18 protein-coding genes are annotated in these 15,839 nt (G+C 64.9%); 11 read left to right on the top strand and 7 right to left on the bottom strand.

Features of this window, described 5'->3' with window-relative positions; all coding sequences use genetic code 11:
- Positions 1-2: 2 nt before the first annotated feature.
- Positions 3-2,399: an ATP-dependent Clp protease ATP-binding subunit ClpA gene (gene clpA / locus M4J39_RS04605; RefSeq protein ID WP_251726608.1), complete on the top strand. Its 2,397-nt coding sequence runs from the start codon at positions 3-5 to the stop codon at positions 2,397-2,399.
- Positions 2,400-2,460: 61 nt separating this feature from the next.
- Here the strand turns inward: clpA and M4J39_RS04600 are convergent, their stop codons facing one another.
- Positions 2,461-3,207 carry an alpha/beta fold hydrolase gene (locus M4J39_RS04600; RefSeq protein ID WP_251726607.1) on the bottom strand — a complete coding sequence of 249 codons (747 nt, stop codon included), beginning with the start codon at positions 3,205-3,207 and terminating at the stop codon, positions 2,461-2,463.
- Between the two features lie 130 nt (positions 3,208-3,337).
- Here M4J39_RS04600 and M4J39_RS04595 point away from each other — a divergent pair, with 130 nt between their 5' ends.
- The 5 genes from M4J39_RS04595 (at position 3,338) to M4J39_RS04575 (ending at position 7,729) form a co-directional block, all read left to right on the top strand.
- A complete protein-coding gene (locus M4J39_RS04595) occupies positions 3,338-3,583 on the top strand; it encodes a zinc-finger domain-containing protein (RefSeq protein ID WP_251726606.1) in 246 nt (81 codons plus the stop codon).
- Between the two features lie 20 nt (positions 3,584-3,603).
- Positions 3,604-4,803, top strand: coding sequence for an FAD-dependent oxidoreductase (locus M4J39_RS04590; RefSeq protein WP_251726605.1), 1,200 nt, complete (start codon positions 3,604-3,606; stop codon positions 4,801-4,803).
- Positions 4,804-4,824: 21 nt separating this feature from the next.
- A complete protein-coding gene (locus M4J39_RS04585) occupies positions 4,825-6,021 on the top strand; it encodes an MFS transporter (protein ID WP_251726604.1) in 1,197 nt (398 codons plus the stop codon).
- Positions 6,022-6,129: 108 nt separating this feature from the next.
- Positions 6,130-6,297: a 50S ribosomal protein L33 gene (rpmG, locus tag M4J39_RS04580; RefSeq protein ID WP_026782960.1), complete on the top strand. Its 168-nt coding sequence runs from the start codon at positions 6,130-6,132 to the stop codon at positions 6,295-6,297.
- A gap of 187 nt (positions 6,298-6,484) precedes the next feature.
- Positions 6,485-7,729 carry an MFS transporter gene (locus M4J39_RS04575; RefSeq protein ID WP_251726603.1) on the top strand — a complete coding sequence of 415 codons (1,245 nt, stop codon included), beginning with the start codon at positions 6,485-6,487 and terminating at the stop codon, positions 7,727-7,729.
- 4 nt (positions 7,730-7,733) lie between these two features.
- Here M4J39_RS04575 and M4J39_RS04570 read toward each other — a convergent pair whose 3' ends face one another.
- Positions 7,734-8,741: an EipB family protein gene (locus tag M4J39_RS04570; RefSeq protein WP_251726602.1), complete on the bottom strand. Its 1,008-nt coding sequence runs from the start codon at positions 8,739-8,741 to the stop codon at positions 7,734-7,736.
- A 353-nt stretch (positions 8,742-9,094) separates the two neighbouring features.
- On the opposite strand from M4J39_RS04570, the gene M4J39_RS04565 reads away from it, so the two are divergent.
- Together M4J39_RS04565 and M4J39_RS04560 are read left to right on the top strand one after the other, a co-directional pair.
- Positions 9,095-9,559, top strand: a complete 465-nt coding sequence (locus M4J39_RS04565) for a RidA family protein (RefSeq protein ID WP_251726601.1) — start codon at positions 9,095-9,097, stop codon at positions 9,557-9,559.
- A 5-nt stretch (positions 9,560-9,564) separates the two neighbouring features.
- On the top strand, positions 9,565-10,320 hold the full coding sequence (locus M4J39_RS04560; protein WP_251726600.1) for a glycerophosphodiester phosphodiesterase family protein: 756 nt from the start codon (positions 9,565-9,567) through the stop codon (positions 10,318-10,320).
- A 51-nt stretch (positions 10,321-10,371) separates the two neighbouring features.
- Here M4J39_RS04560 and M4J39_RS04555 read toward each other — a convergent pair whose 3' ends face one another.
- Entirely contained in the window at positions 10,372-11,262 is an 891-nt protein-coding gene (locus tag M4J39_RS04555) for an SDR family oxidoreductase (RefSeq protein WP_251726599.1), read from the bottom strand.
- A 153-nt stretch (positions 11,263-11,415) separates the two neighbouring features.
- Between M4J39_RS04555 and M4J39_RS04550 the strand changes: the two genes are divergently transcribed.
- Entirely contained in the window at positions 11,416-11,799 is a 384-nt protein-coding gene (locus tag M4J39_RS04550; protein ID WP_251726800.1) for a helix-turn-helix domain-containing protein, read from the top strand.
- A 9-nt stretch (positions 11,800-11,808) separates the two neighbouring features.
- On the opposite strand, the gene M4J39_RS04545 is transcribed toward M4J39_RS04550, so the two are convergent.
- The gene (locus M4J39_RS04545; RefSeq protein WP_251726598.1) at positions 11,809-12,234 is read right to left on the bottom strand and encodes an HIT family protein; all 426 of its coding nucleotides are present in this window, start codon (positions 12,232-12,234) and stop codon (positions 11,809-11,811) included.
- Between the two features lie 56 nt (positions 12,235-12,290).
- Positions 12,291-13,505, bottom strand: a complete 1,215-nt coding sequence (locus M4J39_RS04540) for a GNAT family N-acetyltransferase (protein WP_251726597.1) — start codon at positions 13,503-13,505, stop codon at positions 12,291-12,293.
- A gap of 173 nt (positions 13,506-13,678) precedes the next feature.
- Between M4J39_RS04540 and M4J39_RS04535 the strand changes: the two genes are divergently transcribed.
- A complete protein-coding gene (locus M4J39_RS04535; RefSeq protein WP_251726596.1) occupies positions 13,679-14,026 on the top strand; it encodes a PilZ domain-containing protein in 348 nt (115 codons plus the stop codon).
- A 93-nt stretch (positions 14,027-14,119) separates the two neighbouring features.
- Here the strand turns inward: M4J39_RS04535 and hisI are convergent, their stop codons facing one another.
- Both hisI and folE read right to left on the bottom strand, forming a co-directional pair.
- Positions 14,120-14,593 carry a phosphoribosyl-AMP cyclohydrolase gene (gene hisI, locus M4J39_RS04530; protein ID WP_251726595.1) on the bottom strand — a complete coding sequence of 158 codons (474 nt, stop codon included), beginning with the start codon at positions 14,591-14,593 and terminating at the stop codon, positions 14,120-14,122.
- 7 nt (positions 14,594-14,600) lie between these two features.
- The gene (gene folE, locus M4J39_RS04525; RefSeq protein ID WP_251726594.1) at positions 14,601-15,215 is read right to left on the bottom strand and encodes a GTP cyclohydrolase I FolE; all 615 of its coding nucleotides are present in this window, start codon (positions 15,213-15,215) and stop codon (positions 14,601-14,603) included.
- Positions 15,216-15,390: 175 nt separating this feature from the next.
- On the opposite strand from folE, the gene M4J39_RS04520 reads away from it, so the two are divergent.
- Complete coding sequence (locus M4J39_RS04520; protein ID WP_251726799.1) at positions 15,391-15,831, top strand: iron-sulfur cluster assembly scaffold protein; 441 nt, start codon at positions 15,391-15,393, stop codon at positions 15,829-15,831.
- Positions 15,832-15,839: the final 8 nt, after the last annotated feature.

Below are 15,839 nucleotides of genomic sequence, written 5' to 3'. Positions count from 1 at the left end.
TCGTGCCATCCTTCTCGCGCAGTCTCGAAAAAGCCCTTCACCAGGCCCTCGCGTTCGCCAATGAACGTCGCCAGGAATACGCGACGCTCGAACATCTGCTTCTGTCGCTGGTCGAAGATCCCGATGCGGCTGCGGTCATGCGCGCCTGCTCGGTCGATCTCGATGTGCTGAAGCGCAACCTCGTCGAGTATATCGACACCGAGCTCGACAACCTCGTGACGGAACTCGGCGAGGAGGCAAAACCCACGGCCGGCTTCCAGCGCGTCATCCAGCGCGCGGTGATCCATGTCCAGTCGTCTGGCCGCGACGAGGTGACCGGCGCCAACGTGCTCGTGGCAATCTTTGCCGAGCGCGAGAGCCACGCCGCCTATTTCCTGCAAGAGCAGGACATGACCCGCTATGACGCCGTCAACTACATCAGCCATGGCATCGCCAAGCGCGCCGGCATGAGCGAAACTCGGGCGACGCGCGGCGTGGACGAGGAAGCGCCGTCGCAGGAGACGCCTCCGCCCGGCGGGCCGGCGGCCGACAAGAAGAAGGCCGACGCGCTCGATGCCTATTGCGTCAACCTCAACGACAAGGCGCTGAAGGGCAAGATCGATCCGTTGATCGGCCGGGCCGACGAGATCGCCCGCACCATTCAGGTGCTGTGCCGTCGTTCCAAGAACAACCCGCTTTATGTCGGCGATCCCGGCGTCGGCAAGACGGCCATCGCCGAGGGCCTCGCCCGGCGCATCGTCGATGGCGACGTGCCCGGCGTTCTCAAGGACTCGACCATCTTCGCCCTCGACATGGGCGCGCTTCTGGCTGGAACCCGCTATCGCGGCGACTTCGAGGAGCGCCTCAAGCAGGTGGTGAAGGAGATCGAGAACTACCCCGGCGCCATCATGTTCATCGACGAGATCCACACGGTGATCGGCGCGGGCGCGACCTCCGGCGGCGCGATGGATGCGTCGAACCTTCTGAAGCCGGCGCTGTCCAGCGGCACCGTTCGCTGCATCGGCTCGACCACCTACAAGGAATATCGCCAGTTCTTCGAGAAGGATCGGGCGCTGGTGCGCCGCTTCCAGAAGATCGATGTCAACGAGCCGACCGTCAACGACGCCATCGATATCCTGAAGGGACTGAAGCCTTATTTCGAAGAGTTCCACAAGGTTCGCTACACCCAGGACGCCATCAAGTCGGCGGTGGAGCTCAGCGCGCGCTACATCAACGACCGCAAGCTTCCCGACAAGGCGATCGACGTGATCGACGAGACCGGCGCCAGCCAGATGCTGCTGCCGGAGGGCAAGCGCAAGAAGGTGATCGGCGTCAAGGAGATCGAGGCGACCATTGCCACCATGGCCCGCATCCCGCCGAAGTCGGTGTCCAAGGACGACGCCGAGGTGCTGGAAAGCCTGGAGACCAACCTCAAGCGGGTCGTCTACGGCCAGGACAAGGCGATCGCCGCCCTGTCGTCGGCGATCAAGCTGGCCCGCGCCGGCCTCAGGGAGCCGGAGAAGCCGATCGGCAACTACCTGTTCTCCGGCCCGACCGGTGTCGGCAAGACCGAGGTGGCGCGCCAGCTCGCTTCGATCCTGGGCGTGCCCATCCTGCGCTTCGACATGTCGGAGTACATGGAGCGGCACACCGTCAGCCGGCTGATCGGCGCGCCTCCGGGCTACGTCGGCTTCGACCAGGGCGGCCTTCTGACCGATGGCGTCGACCAGCATCCGCACTGCGTGCTGTTGCTGGACGAGATCGAGAAGGCGCATCAGGATCTGTTCAACATCCTGCTGCAGGTGATGGACCACGGCAAGCTGACCGACCACAACGGCAAGCAGGTCGATTTCCGCAACGTCATCGTGATCATGACGACCAACGCCGGTGCCGCCGATCTCTCCCGCGAGCCGATCGGCTTCAACCGGGCGCGTCGCGAAGGAGACGATACCGAGGCGATCAACCGCATGTTCACGCCGGAGTTCCGCAACCGTCTCGATGCCATCATTCCGTTCGGCGCTCTGCCGCCGGAGGTGGTTCGCTCGGTGGTTCAGAAGTTCGTCATGCAGCTGGAGGCGCAGCTCGCCGACCGCAACGTCACCTTCGAGCTGGACGACGCGGCGATCGAATGGCTGGCGACGAAGGGCTACGACGAGCACATGGGCGCCCGTCCGCTCGGCCGCGTCATCCAGGAGCACATCAAGCGCCCGCTCGCTGATGCGGTGTTGTTCGGCGTGCTCAAGAAGGGCGGGACCGTCAAGGTGTCGGTCGAGACCAACGAGGCCGGCGAGCTCGGTCTCAAGCTCGACTGCCTGCCCGATCCGGCGCTGAAGCGCAAGGTGGAGGAGGTCGACGCCAAGGCAGCCGACACGCCCAAGCCCCGCAAGCGCAGCTCGAAGCAGAACGCCAAGGCGGAGTGAGGACGGCAATTCCCGCCGGAACAGTTGAACGCGGCGCGGCCCCAGTGGTCGCGCCGCTTTCTCATTGCCCGAAGAAGGCCGAGACGCCGTCCTTGAACACCTTGTCGCCCGTCGCCCGCATATGATCCCGGTTGGGGATGTCGAGCACCTCGGCGCCCGGAATCATCGCGGCGAGTTCGGCGGGCGATCCGGCAACGGCGTCCTTGGTGCCCGCCGCGACGAGAGTCGGCACGGACACGCTGGAGACCTCCGCTTCATCCACCGGGCGGCCGTAGCCGCGTATGCATGCGGCGAGCGCCTGCCGGTCGGATCGCGTCTGGTCGGCGAACTGGCGGTAACCGCGACCGACCGGGTCATCGACGTCGTCCAATGTCGGAGCGAGAAGGGCGGCCGCGATAGGCTCCCGGTCGAGGCCGGCCTTCGCCATGGTGCCGCCGATGCCGCCGAGCACCAACCGCTCCAGGCGGTCGGAATGGCGGCTTGCGAAGTCGAGCAGGATGCGGGAGCCCATCGAATAGCCGATGGCTCTCACGCGCGGAAGGGCGAGGTGATCGATCAGCGCCAGGACGTCTCCCGCCATTTTCTCGAGACGATAGTCCTCTGCATCGTGAAGCTTGACCGAGCCGCCATGTCCGCGGTTGTCGAGAGCGATCACCCGGTAGCCATCCTGGACGAGCCTGTCGATCCAACCGGTATCGAGCCAGTTGACGCGGGCATTGGACGCAAAGCCGTGAACGAGCACGACAGGCTGGCCGTTCCCCTTGTCGAGATAGGCGAACTCGCCATCGGCGGTCGAAAAACGCGTCACGAGCAAACCTCCCTTGCGCTGTTGGCGCCATTGAGAAAAGTCCCACTGCTTTCGCTGCAAAGGGACTGTTCTTGCTGTCATCTTGCCGGTATGCTTCCCGAAGTCAGGACTTTAAACAAGGGTATCGTGCATGGCTGACGCTTTCGTTCCTCATTTCGCCAACGACGCCGGGGTGACGACCATCCGGATTGGCGCGAAGGAATTCATGTGCATCGGCGCCAAGCCGCCCTTCGACCATCCGCATATCTTCCTGGAAATGGGGGATGACGCCGAGGTGGTCTGTTCCTATTGCTCGACCGTCTATCGCTACGATCCGTCGCTCAAGCCGACCGAGTCGGAACCCAAGGACGCCGCGTGGCAGCCGAAAGCGGCCTGAGCCACGCCAAGGATGGAGCTATGCCGGATCACTTACCGGTGGTGGTGGTCGGGGCCGGAATAGCCGGCCTCACGTTATCGTTGTGCCTTGCGCGAGCCGGCGTGCGGGTCACCGTGATCGACAAGGCGCCAGAGCTGAGAGAGGTCGGAGCCGGCCTGCAGCTTTCGCCCAACGCGTCGTCGATTCTCTTTCATCTCGGTCTTGGTTCGGCGCTCGATGCCACCGGCATCCGTCCGGAGGCTGTGAGCATCCGTGATGGCGCGAGCGGTCGCCTCATCCTGCGCATGCCGCTTGGAGAAGCGATGGTCGAGCGCTACGGCGCGCCCTACATCGTGATCCACCGCGCCGATCTTCAGGGCACACTCCTGGCCGCCGTCGAACAGGAGCCGCGCGTCACCCTGCATCTCGATGTCCAGATCGCGTCCATTGACGAGGACGCGGCCGGCGTGGTGGTCGAAGGGACGGAAGCCGGCCAACCGGTTCGCTTTGCCGGCAGCGTTCTCGTCGGCGCCGACGGCGTCCGCTCCATGGTGCGCGAGACGGTGATCGGCGGCGGTCCCGCCCGCTATACCGGGCGAACCGCATGGCGGGCCACCTTCGAAGCGGAGGGCTTCTTCGCCCAGTCCTTCCGGCACAACGAGACGGGTCTTTGGCTCGGGCGCCATGCGCATCTCGTCCATTATGCCATCGATGCCGGACGCGAGATCAATCTCGTTGCCGCCATCGACGACGCCTGGAACGAAGACGGCTGGGACGTGCCGGGCGATCCGGTCCAGATCCAGGCCGCGTTCAAGGATTGGCCGGAGCCGGTGAGGAAGCTGGTCGCCATGCCGGACAGCTGGCGCAAATGGGCTCTCTGCGAGGCGCCGCGCGACACGCCATGGACCAGGGGGCGGACAGTGCTGATTGGCGACGCCGTTCACGGCATGCCGCCCTTCGTGGCGCAAGGCGCGGCGATGGCCATCGAGGATGCGCGCGTCCTGGCCGGGGTTCTGGCGGCCGGCCTGGGCGATGATGTCGAGGAACGGCTTGGCGTGTTCGCCGAAGGGCGCAAGGCGCGCACCGACAAGGTGGCGGCCGCCGCGCGTCGCAACGGCTTCATCTATCACCTGGGCGGGGTGCCGGCGAAGGCGCGCAATCTCGGCATGCGCCTGATCGGTGCCGAGCGGCTGGCCGACAACATGGATTGGATTTACGGCTGGCGTCCGCTAGAAGGCTAAGCCCTCTTTCGGACAGCCCACATGACATTGTTTTCCGACGACCGTTTCGACCGGCGCCGCGTCGCCGGCCTAGCCGCTGCGATCGGAGCGATCTCGGCGGTCGGCACCTCGCTTTCGCTCGGCATGCCGCTTCTGGCCGTCATCCTCGAGCAGCGCGGACATTCCAGCTCGGTGATCGGCCTCGTGACGACGGCCGCCGGCGTCGCGGCGATTCTCAGCACGCCCTTCGTTCCGATGCTGACGCGCCGGTTCGGCGCGGCCTGGGTGCTGCTGATGGCGGTGGTTCTCGGAACGCTCACCTTCCCGCTGTTCTACGTCTTCGATTCGATCGCCGTGTGGTTCGTGTTGCGGTTCGTGTTCTCGCTCTGTCTCAACACGGCCTTCATCGTCTCGGAGTTCTGGATTAACGCGCTGGCTCCGACGGAAAAGCGCGGCTTCGTGATGGGCCTCTACGCCACCATCCTGTCCATAGGCTTCGCGGTGGGGCCGGCGATCCTGAGTCTTGTCGGGTCCGAGGGGTGGTTGCCCTTTGCCATCGGCACCGGCCTGATGGCCGTCTCCATCCTGCCGATCATCGCCGGCTTCCGGGCCGATCCGCCGATGCACGAGGGCAGGGGAGGAAACTTCCTGCACTTCCTCACCGTGGTGCCGCTCGCCACCTTTGCCGCCTTCACGGTCGGTGCGGTCGAATCGTCGGTGATGAGCTTCTCGCCGGTCTACGGTCTGCGTCTCGGCTACAGCGAGCAGGTGGCCGCGCTCTTGGTCATGGCGGTGGCGGTGGGCAACATCGTGGCGCAACTGCCGCTCGGCATGCTGTCCGACCGCATGGATCGGCGGCGCCTTCTGCTCTACATCGCCGTCGGTGGAATCGTGTCGGCCGTGGTGGTCGCTGCCGTGTCGTCGAGCATGCTGTTTCTGATGGTCACGATCGGCCTTTGGGGCGGGCTCGTGGCCGGACTTTACGCCGTGGGGCTGACCCATTTGGGCGCGCGTCTGTCCGGAAGCGACCTCGCATCGGCCAACGCGGCCTTCATCTTCATGTACTCGGTCGGCATGCTTGCCGGCCCGGCGGCAACCGGGATCGGCATGGATGCGATGGGCCCGCAGGGGCTGGTCGTGGTCACCGCCCTGATCCTCGTCGGCTATGCGGTTTTTGCCTTTCGCCGCATCCGCAAAGTGCCCGAACCGGGTGCTGAAGGTTCAACAAGCTCATCTTGACTTTCAGGCGCTTTCGACTAGGGTGCGCGCCGAACGAACGACGCTTCCCGCGTGGGGCGTCCAGCCGCTTTGGCTGTCACCGTCAACAAGCACAAGGAATCGGATGCCATGGCCAAGGCAACGACCATCAAGATCCGGCTCGTCTCGACCGCCGACACCGGGTACTTCTACGTCACCAAGAAGAACTCCCGCACGATGACCGAGAAGATGACCAAGACCAAGTACGATCCGGTCGCGCGCAAGCACGTCGAGTTCAAGGAATCCAAGATCAAGTGATCCGGTTCGGCCGGATGCGCCGCAGGGCGCCCGGCCTGGACGAAGATCCACGCAAGAGGCACCCGACCGGGTGCCTTTTTTGCTTTTGGGCACACGGAAGGGAATCGGCACGCGCCGATGCTGCTGCGGACATGTTTTGACGTCGGGCTGCCTATAGTCCGCCGCCTGACTTTTCAGGACGCCGCAGATGATTGCCTCCCATCGTTCCGCCCCGATCACCGCCTCTCAGGCGCGCCGGGCCACCATTTTCGCTCTGGTCGCCGTATTTCTCGATGTGGTCGGCTTCGGCTTGATCATTCCCGTGTTGCCTCGCCTGATCGAAGAGGTCGGGCATACCGGGCTTGACGATGCGGCCCGGATCGGCGGCTGGCTGTTTGCCGTGTTCAGCCTGGCTCAGTTCGTGTTCGCGCCGCTCGCCGGTGCCCTGTCCGATCGCCTCGGCCGGCGGCCGCTCCTGCTGTTGGCGATCTCGGGTCTCGCCGTCGACTACGTCGTGCAGGCCCTGGCGCCGACGGTGCTCTGGCTGTTCGTCGGCCGTTTGATCGCCGGCGTTTGCGGCTCCTCGCACGTCATCGCCGGCGCCTGCCTTGCCGACGTCAGCTCGCCCGAGAATCGCGCCCGCTCCTTCGGCCGGATGACGGCGGCCTTCGGTCTCGGCTTCGTGCTGGGGCCGGCGATCGGCGGGCTGCTCGGCGAGTTTGGCACCCGCGTGCCCTTCTGGTGCGCCGCGGCATTGGCCGGGGTCAACTTTCTGTTCGGCGTCTTCGGACTGCCGGAAACCCTGGCCCGCGAGAATCGCCGTGCCTTTCGCTGGCGCGAAGCCAATCCGCTCGGCGTACTCTCGGTGTTCGGGCGATACACCGGAGTGCTGCCCTATGCCCTGGTGCTGACGATCTTCTTCTTCGGCACGTCGATTTATGCGGCGATCTGGGCGTTCTGGGGCATGGCAAAATACGGCTGGCCCGGCACCACGGTCGGCCTGACGCTCGCGGCTTCCGGCATCACGGTAGCGCTCATGCAGGGGCTCGGAACCGGTCCGGCGGTGGCGCGATGGGGCGAGAAGCGGATGGCCGTGGTCGGCCTCGCCGGTGCGGCGGCGACCTGTGTCGGTTTCGCCCTGTCGCCGACGACATTCGTCGTCGTCGTGATGCTGGTGATCAATGCCGTGGAAGGCTTCGCGCATCCGATGCTGTCAGCGCTGATGTCGAAAGCCGTGCCCGAGGACACGCAGGGGGCGCTGCAGGGCGGCATTTCCGCCCTGATGAACCTTGCCATGCTGGCCGGCGCGATCTTCTACACCCAGGTCTTCGGCTATTTCCTGTCGGGTGCCGCGCCGATCCGCAGCCCCGACGTGCCGTTCTTCATTGCGGCAGCGCTGATGCTGCTGGCCCTCGGCCTGTTCATGCGGCACTCGCGGCGAACGATCGGATAGCGCGTCACTCGCCGGGTTTTGTCTCGGGTTCGGATGGCGCCGTCGGCGCCTTCTCGGCCGGCGGAGCATCCGACTTTGCCGGAGCATCGCCTTTCGGCTCACTGGCGGAGTCGCCATCGCTCTCCGGCTTGGGCGGAGCGACAATGGCGGGCCGGTCCTCGGCCGGCGGCGTCGTGGCGGGCGCGACGGTGGATGTCGGCGTCTTGGCGCACGCCGTCTCGGGCAAGAGTTCCAGGTGGACGATCTTGCCGTTGAGGACGAAGTCGCCATAGTCGAGGCGCATCTTGGAGGAGACGCCATTCTCCCACAGATCGAAGGAGATCGAGTAGTCCGGCGGCTGGTCGTCGCCGGCCTCGGTCCCGAAATAGGAAACCGTCACCGGCCAGCGCCGGAAGTCGCCGATCGCCTTCTCGCTTTCGTCCGGGGGCGTGGTCCGGGCGGAGCCGATGACCGTCGAGGTGTGGAAGACGTGCTGGCCGCCGTCCGAACCGTCGTAGATGTCGTCGGAGAAAACGGTGGTGCCTTTCTCGGCCTCGGCGATCGTCTTGATGAGCTGGGCGGTCGGAAAGATCACCGGCTTGTCGATGGTGAACTCGGTATCCTCCGTCAGCTTCAGCTTGACGTCGACCTTGTCACCATCTCGGACGGCTGTTCCGTTGACGTCCTCGGTCTGAACCTCGTTGACGAAGGTCTGGGAACGAAACTCGAAGCTGCGGCCGTCGCTGCTTTCGAAGTTCCTGTTGCGCAGGTCGGTGATCGCCGAATTACCCTCATTATCGCCGGTTTCGAGCACGAAGCGGAAGTTGACCGTGTAGCCCTGACACGCGTCGCCGGTGAACTCGTAGACCATCCGGCCTTTCATGTTGATGGCGGCCTCGCTCATCTGGGAGTTGCTCTCGAGAGCGAGGTCGTAGGCAACGCGATGCGGCACCAGACCGCCGGCAAGCGTCGGCTCGACCAGCGCCGAAAAGGCGCAGGCGATCGTTGCCGATCGGAAAAGCGATTTCATCATGGGGGCTCCCCGGCGTCTCAAAATGGCTTCGTTGAGTATCTGTATATGGAAAGGCGTCGCAGGATATCACGTATCCTGTCCGATAAATCCAAACTCAGAAGGCAGCCTCAAGGCAAATGGCGACAACGCACGCCTTCCGAGCCGAACCGATTGTTGCGCGAGTAGAGTGAACTGGCCGTTAACGGTCGCCAGGATGCAAGGCGTGCCCGTGACCCTCGCTTGCGGCAAGGATCGAACGTGCGTTCTTTCCGTTCGCTCCGCCGCAGTCCTTCATCGGCGCTTCGGTTCGCCGAGTTGCGCCGACTGCCTCCATGGGGCATGACTCCACGCGTTCAGTATGGAGGTTTCCGAACATGACCAGTTCCGTCGAATCCGCGCTCAACGGCCTCGGCCTGACGCTGCCGGAGGCGATCGCGCCCGTTGCCACCTATGTGCCTTATGTCCGTACCGGCAACCTGCTGTTCGTCTCGGGGCAGATTTCCAAGACGGCGGCCGGCGAGGCCGTCACCGGCAAGCTCGGGGTCGATGTCGACGTGGCCGGCGGTCAGAAGGCTGCCGAGCTTTGCGCCCTGAACATCCTGGCTCAGGTGAAGGCGGCCGTCGGCGATCTCGATCGCATCGCGCGCATCGTTCGCCTCAACGCCTTCGTCAACTCAGCCCCGGAATTCACCGATCAGCCGCAGGTCGTCAACGGAGCGTCAAATCTCTTCGCTAACGTGCTGGGCGACAAGGGCAAGCACAGCCGCACGGCCGTCGGCGTCGCTGCCCTGCCGCTCGGCGTCGCGGTGGAAATCGACGCCATCATCGAGGTTTCCTGAGGCAAATGACGGATTTTTCCTGGCTGACCGCTCGCCCCATCGCCCACCGTGGCCTGCATGATTCCAAGGCAGGTCGCATCGAGAACACGCTTTCGGCTTTCGACGCCGCGGCGCGGGCGGGATTTCCAATGGAGATGGACGTCCATCTCTCCGCCGATGGCGTCGTCTATGTCTTCCACGACGACGTGCTCGACCGCCTGACAACCGGGGCCGGCCCTGTGGCCGGCCGGACGATGGCGGAGCTCAAGGCGATCCCCATGGTCGGCACCGACGACCGCATCCCGACGCTGAGGGAGGTGCTCGACCTGGTCGGCGGCAGGACCGGTCTCGTCATCGAGATCAAGAGCTACTTCGCCGAGCGGCAACGCGACCTCGTCGAGGCAACGGCCCGCGAGCTTGCCACCTATGGCGGGCCGGTGGTGGTCGAGTCCTTCGATCCGCGCCAGATCCAGGATCTGGCGGAAATCGCTCCCGAGCTGCCGCGCGGCATCGTCGCCGACGACGCGTCCAGCGCCAAGGACTACAATGACTATCGCTTCGTCCGGCAGGACGAACTGGCGACGCTGTCGCACCATTCCTGGTCGAAGTTCCAGTTCGTGAGCTACTGGGTCAAGCTGCTCGGCAATGATGTCAGCCGCCGCGTTCGCGACGAGCTGGCTTTGCCGATCACCGCATGGACGATCCGCAAGCCCGAGGAGCGTCAAGCGGCGTCGGATTTCGGCGCCCAACTGGTGTTCGAGGGTTTCGATCCGGACGCGTGATGCGTTGTTTCTTGATGGATGGAGGCGCCGCGACTGGCGCCTCCTTTCCGATCAGGCCGTCAGGGCAGCCTTGTTGGCTTCGAAGAAACTGGCGAATGTGCGCGGCTTGCGGCCGGTCAGCTCCTCCACCGCCTTCGACGGCTTGGACAGCAGGCCGGCGCTGTTGGTCGCGTCCATGGAAAGCGTCAGCTGGACCACGAAATCCGGCACGCCGGCCGCCTTCATGCCGCCTGCCAGGACATCGGGCGACAACCGGACCACGTTGATCGGCTTGCCAAGAATACTCGAAGCCAGGCTGGCGATCTCCTCCGTGGTCAAGGCCTCGTCGCTCGTGATGTCGTAGACGGTCTTGTCGTCGGACCACGGCAGCGTCAGGGCCGCGGCGGCGGCGCGGGCGCAATCCTCATGGGCGACGCTGGAGACCCGCGTACCCGGCGTTTCGGAGGTGTACCAGGTGCCCTGCTTCAGGATCGCCGGCAGGCTCATGAACAGGTTTTCGTGGTACCAGTGGTTGCGCAGGATGCGATAGGGAAGGCCGCTGTCGAAGATGGCCGTCTCCGTCCCTGCGTGTTCGCCGGCGAAGAACAGCGGGTGGTTGGCGCCATGCGGATTCGGAGCGGAGGTGTAGACGATACCCTTGACGCCCGCATCCTTCGCAGCCGCAACGGCCGCCTTGTGACCCTCAAGGCGGTTGCCGATTGCATCCGTCGACACGATAAGCAGCCGGTCGATACCCGTGAAGGCCGCGACCAGTGTTTCCGGCTTGCTGAAATCGACCGCCTTCACCGTGACGCCGCGCGCGGCCAGGTCGGTCAGTTTGCCGGGATCCCGGGTGCCGACGACGAGGTTGGCGGGCTCGACGCCGAGTTCGTCGAGAAGGTGCTTGACCACGCTTCGGCCAAGCTTTCCGGCAGCGCCCGTGACCATCAGTTTCTCGCTCATGAATGATCCTCTATCCGGTTTGGCAACATTGTCTCTTTTTGAGATCATGCCTAAGATAGAGACGTCATTCCGGCGAGCAAGACGGCAGTTTGTCCTGCGTTAGTTACTTGGAGGGAACCGGTGACGACGGCGATTTCAGAAGAGGTCGAGGCCATGCTCGACGGTTTTCAGCGGGCGATTGGGGTCGAGCCGAGCTTCGACAACTGCCCGGTTCGTGGCGTTCTCGACCGCATCGGCGACAAGTGGAGCACGCTGATGGTGCTGACGCTGGCGCTCAGGCCGCATCGCTTCGGCGAGCTGAAGCGCGCCATTCCCGACATTTCCCAGCGCATGCTGACGCAGACGCTGCGCGATCTGCAGCGCGATGGCTACGTGTCGCGAAAGGTGTTTCCAACCACGCCGCCGGCGGTCGAGTACAGGTTGACCGATCTCGGGCGGTCGCTGACGGTGCCACTGGCGGGGCTCGTCGACTGGGCGGTGAGGACGCGCGGCGAGATCGAGGCGGCGCGCGCCGCCTTCGACCGCGAGAACCTGTGAGGGTGCCGCTTACTCGGCCAAGGCGGCCTTGAGCTTCTCGGCCTGGCTGGCGAGCAGTGCGCCGTCGGCCATCTTGCCGGTATGCGGGCGGAGCGGTGTGCCGATGTAGCGCGGCACGACGTGGAAATGAAGGTGGAAGACGGTCTGTCCGGCCGGCGCCTCGTTGTACTGCATGACGACCGCGCCGTCGGCCTCGAAGGCCTTCACCGCCGCCTTGGCAATCTTCTGCGTGACCTTGATGACCTTGGCGAGAACGTCCGGCTCCACGTCGAGAATGTTGCGCGCCGGCGTCTTGGGCAGGATCAGCGTGTGGCCGTCCGACTGCGGCATGACATCCATGAAAGCGAGGGTGTCGTCGTCTTCGTAGACCTTGTACGAGGGAATGTCGCCGCGCAGGATCTTGGCGAAGATGTTGTCGGCGTCATAGGCAGTCATCGTGTTCTCCCGAAAGGATCTGTCGGGCCGCAAGGTGGTCCCTCGCGTCCGGCCGGTCAATCCCGTTCCTGCAACGGTCCGCGGCGGAAAGGCCCCAGGCCCTCGAGCACCGTCTCGGCATTGAGCACGGCTCGCCTTTCGCGGGCCAGAAAGTCGGCGACCGCCCGGCGGAAGCCCGCATCGGCGATGTAGTGGGCCGAGCGGGTGGTCTCGGGCAGGTAGCCGCGCGAGAGCTTGTGTTCGCCTTGGGCGCCGGCCTCGACAACCGCCAGGCGATGCTCGATCGCATAGTCGATGGCCTGATGATAGCAGACCTCGAAATGCAGGAAGGGGTGGTCCTCGATGGCGCCCCAGTTGCGGCCGTAGAGTCGGTCGGACCCGATGAGATTGAGAGCGCCGGCGATGTAGCGGCCGGCGCGGCGCGCCATGACGAGAAGGACGCGGTCGGCCATCTTCTGAGAGAGCAGAGAGAAGAAGAGCCGGTTGAGATAGGGTGTGCCCCACTTGCGGCTTCCCGTATCCATGTAGAAGGCGAAGAACGCGTCCCAGTGGGCTTCCGTCAGGTCGCTCCCTGTCACCCATTCGATGGTGATGCCGTCCTGAAGCGCCTCCCGCCGCTCGCGTTTCAGCGCCTTGCGCTTGCGCGAGGCAAGGCGATCGAGAAAATCGTCATAGCTTTCATAGTCGTCGTTGCGGAACTGGAACTGCTGGTCCAGCCGTTCGAGCCAGCCCTCGGCGGCAAGGGCGCTCGCCCCTTGCTCGTCGACGAAAGTGACGTGGGCCGACGACAGCTCGTAACGGTCGGCGACAAGCTTCATGCCGCGCGCGAGGGCTTGGCGCGTCGTCGCGTCAGAAGCGAAGAGACGCGGACCGCCGACCGGCGTAAAGGGGACCGACGACTGGAGCTTTGGGTAGTAGCGGCCGCCGGCCCGCTCCCATGCGTCCGCCCAGCCATGATCGAACACATACTCGCCGGCCGAGTGTCCTTTCAGGTAGGCGGGCGCGGCTCCGATGAGGCGATCGTTCTCGTCTTCGAGCAGCAGGTGGCTTGGCAACCAGCCGGTTTCGGCGGCCGCGCATCCCGACTCCTCGCAAGCGAGCAGGAAGTCGTGACTGACGAAAGGATTGAAGGGCGAGGGCGATCCTTCGCCCATCCAGCGGATGGCGCCGCGCGGTCCGGTTTCCCAGCCGGGATTGGCAAGGCCATCCCACGCGGCCTTGTCGACGGCTGAGAGGGTGTCGATGGTTCGCAGCGAAAGCGATTGGGGCATGAACGGGCGAGTCGGCCTCGGTAGGGGTATGTCCTTAAGATAGCCTTGCCCCATGCGTCGATGCAAACGCCGGATTTCCCTGCCCGCGAGCAATGAGGGGATTGAACTCGGGAAACGAAGGATTAACGGGCAGCGTTCTATCTAGAATTGTTGCCAATGACGGATTTTCCGACGTGCACAGAAGCCAAAAGTTGTCGAAGCGGGAAATGGCGGAGCTGATCGCCCGCCTGCGCAACCCCAACGTCAGGGTCGGTGAACAGCGGCGGGCCGAGCGCCTGAACTGTCACTGGCCGGCTCTCGTTCACTCCGAGCCGCGCGATATCGCCTGCGTCGTCGAGAACATCAGCCACAGCGGCTGCCGCGTTCGCACCGTCGGGATGCTGTTTGCACCGGGAGATACGGTGATCGTCCGCATCCCCTCGCAGAAGATGGTGCTGGATGGCGTGGTCGCCTGGGCGCGCGCCGAGGAGGCCGGCATCCAGTTCAGCTTCGGCGACGAAAGCCACAATCTGACGGTCTGAGGTCGGTTGGAGAGATCCCCGGCGGCCGATCCTGTGACCACAAGGCCCGGAGCGACGCGGCTCCGGGAACCAGGTGCGGAAGCGACGGCCGGCTCAGTGCTTGTGGCCGTAGACCTCATCCGGGTCAAACCGGCGCTCGCCGCCGATATGCTCAAGCCGCACCTGGCCATTTGCTGCCTTCTGGCCGAGCGGCACGTTCCGATAGAAGCAGGACACCTGCCCTGTGTGACAAGTTGCACCGGCGCCGTCCACGCGCACGCGCAGGACCAGGGCGTCCTGGTCGCAGTCGGTCAAAAGCTCCACCACCCTTTGCACGTTCCCGGACGTGGCGCCCTTGTGCCAGAGCTCGCCCCGCGACCGGCTCCAGTACCAGCCTTCCCCGGTTTCGATGGTGAGTGCGAGGCTTTCCGCGTTCATGTATGCGACCATCAGCACCTGGCCGCTGTCGGCATCGACGGTGACGCAGGCGATGGTTCCGTCCGCGCCGAAGCGCGGGGTCAGCACCTCGCCCGCCTCAAGCGACTCCTTGCCGCCGGGGAGGGGGAACAGTCTGGTCTCTGAGGTCATGTCTCGATCACTTGCTGTCGCCGCGCACCATCATCATGAAGCGGGCCTGTTCGCTGGGGTCGGTTTTGAAGCAGCCGGTGAAACGGGCGGTCACCGTCGAGGCGCCGGGTTTCTGCACGCCACGCATGGTCATGCAGAGGTGCTCGGCCTCGATCAGAACGGCGGCGCCGCGCGGCTTCAGAACCTTGTCGATGGCGTTGCTGACCTGAGCGGTCATCGTCTCCTGCGTTTGCAACCGCCGCGCGTACATCTCGACGATGCGGGCAAGCTTGGACAGGCCGACGACGCCGGTCGTGGGGTAGTAGGCGATGTGCGCCTTGCCGATGAACGGCACCATGTGGTGCTCGCAATGGGAATAGAAGGGAATGTCGCGCACGAGGATCAGTTCCTCGTAGCCGGCCACTTCGGTGAAGATGCGATCGAGCACGTCCTCGTCGGTCTGCCCGTAACCGGAAAACAGCTCGGCATAGGCCTTTACCACGCGTTTCGGCGTGTCTCGCAGCCCCTCGCGCTCGGGATCCTCGCCGGCGTAGGCGATCAGCGTCCGCACGGCGGCCTCGGCTTCTTCGCGGCTGGGCCGGCGGACCTTGCGAGCGCTTGCGGTGAAGATGGCATCGTCCATGCTTGATCCTTCCTGGGGCTTGCCGCCTCCGGTGGCGGCGAGCGCGACGGTTCGAAGTGCCGCCACGCTTGGCGGCAAGGCCTTCTCAGGCCTATATACGCGCCACGGACCGGAGTTCAAAGTGGCCTGCGTTCCATGGGATGATAGGCCGGGCTCGCCCGCCGAAGGTGTCAGCATGCTCGACGAGATCTACAACGCACGCATTCTCGATTTGGCCGGCAACATAGGCCGTGTTGGCCGACTTGCAGCGCCGGATACCACGGCGACCCGCCACTCGCGTCTGTGCGGATCGAAGATCACGGTCGACATTCGCCTGGAGGGCGACGTTGTCGCCGACTATGCGCATGAGGTGAAGGCCTGCGCCCTTGGGCAGGCCTCCGCCGCGGTGATGGCAAAACACGTCGTCGGCGCCACGACGGCCGAGCTCAGACAGGCGCGGGACGGCATGCTCGCCATGCTGAAAGAGGGCGCCCCGCCACCGACCGGCCGCTTCGCCGAGCTGAGCTGCCTGGAGCCGGTGCGCGACTTCAAGGCGCGGCATGCTTCGACCATGCTGGTGTTCGAAGCGGTGGTCGCCTGCCTCGACGATATCGCCGCGGCGCGTGCCGGCGGCTGAGGGACTGA

The organism is Pleomorphomonas sp. NRK KF1 (genome assembly GCF_023721755.1).
Lineage (GTDB): Bacteria > Pseudomonadota > Alphaproteobacteria > Rhizobiales > Pleomorphomonadaceae > Pleomorphomonas.
The sequence above is the reverse complement of the archived record's forward strand: the minus strand, read 5'-3'. Positions and strand labels throughout refer to the sequence as shown.

Coding starts and splice junctions, on each gene's coding strand:
- M4J39_RS04560 (WP_251726600.1), top strand. CDS start 9,565: ATGACGGATTTTTCCTGGCTGACCGCTCGCCCCATCGCCCACCGTGGC.
- M4J39_RS04545 (WP_251726598.1), bottom strand. CDS start 12,234: ATGACTGCCTATGACGCCGACAACATCTTCGCCAAGATCCTGCGCGGC.
- M4J39_RS04550 (WP_251726800.1), top strand. CDS start 11,416: ATGCTCGACGGTTTTCAGCGGGCGATTGGGGTCGAGCCGAGCTTCGAC.
- folE (WP_251726594.1), bottom strand. CDS start 15,215: ATGGACGATGCCATCTTCACCGCAAGCGCTCGCAAGGTCCGCCGGCCC.
- M4J39_RS04585 (WP_251726604.1), top strand. CDS start 4,825: ATGACATTGTTTTCCGACGACCGTTTCGACCGGCGCCGCGTCGCCGGC.
- M4J39_RS04570 (WP_251726602.1), bottom strand. CDS start 8,741: ATGATGAAATCGCTTTTCCGATCGGCAACGATCGCCTGCGCCTTTTCG.
- M4J39_RS04575 (WP_251726603.1), top strand. CDS start 6,485: ATGATTGCCTCCCATCGTTCCGCCCCGATCACCGCCTCTCAGGCGCGC.
- M4J39_RS04520 (WP_251726799.1), top strand. CDS start 15,391: ATGCTCGACGAGATCTACAACGCACGCATTCTCGATTTGGCCGGCAAC.
- M4J39_RS04595 (WP_251726606.1), top strand. CDS start 3,338: ATGGCTGACGCTTTCGTTCCTCATTTCGCCAACGACGCCGGGGTGACG.
- M4J39_RS04555 (WP_251726599.1), bottom strand. CDS start 11,262: ATGAGCGAGAAACTGATGGTCACGGGCGCTGCCGGAAAGCTTGGCCGA.
- M4J39_RS04590 (WP_251726605.1), top strand. CDS start 3,604: ATGCCGGATCACTTACCGGTGGTGGTGGTCGGGGCCGGAATAGCCGGC.
- rpmG (WP_026782960.1), top strand. CDS start 6,130: ATGGCCAAGGCAACGACCATCAAGATCCGGCTCGTCTCGACCGCCGAC.
- M4J39_RS04565 (WP_251726601.1), top strand. CDS start 9,095: ATGACCAGTTCCGTCGAATCCGCGCTCAACGGCCTCGGCCTGACGCTG.
- hisI (WP_251726595.1), bottom strand. CDS start 14,593: ATGACCTCAGAGACCAGACTGTTCCCCCTCCCCGGCGGCAAGGAGTCG.
- M4J39_RS04540 (WP_251726597.1), bottom strand. CDS start 13,505: ATGCCCCAATCGCTTTCGCTGCGAACCATCGACACCCTCTCAGCCGTC.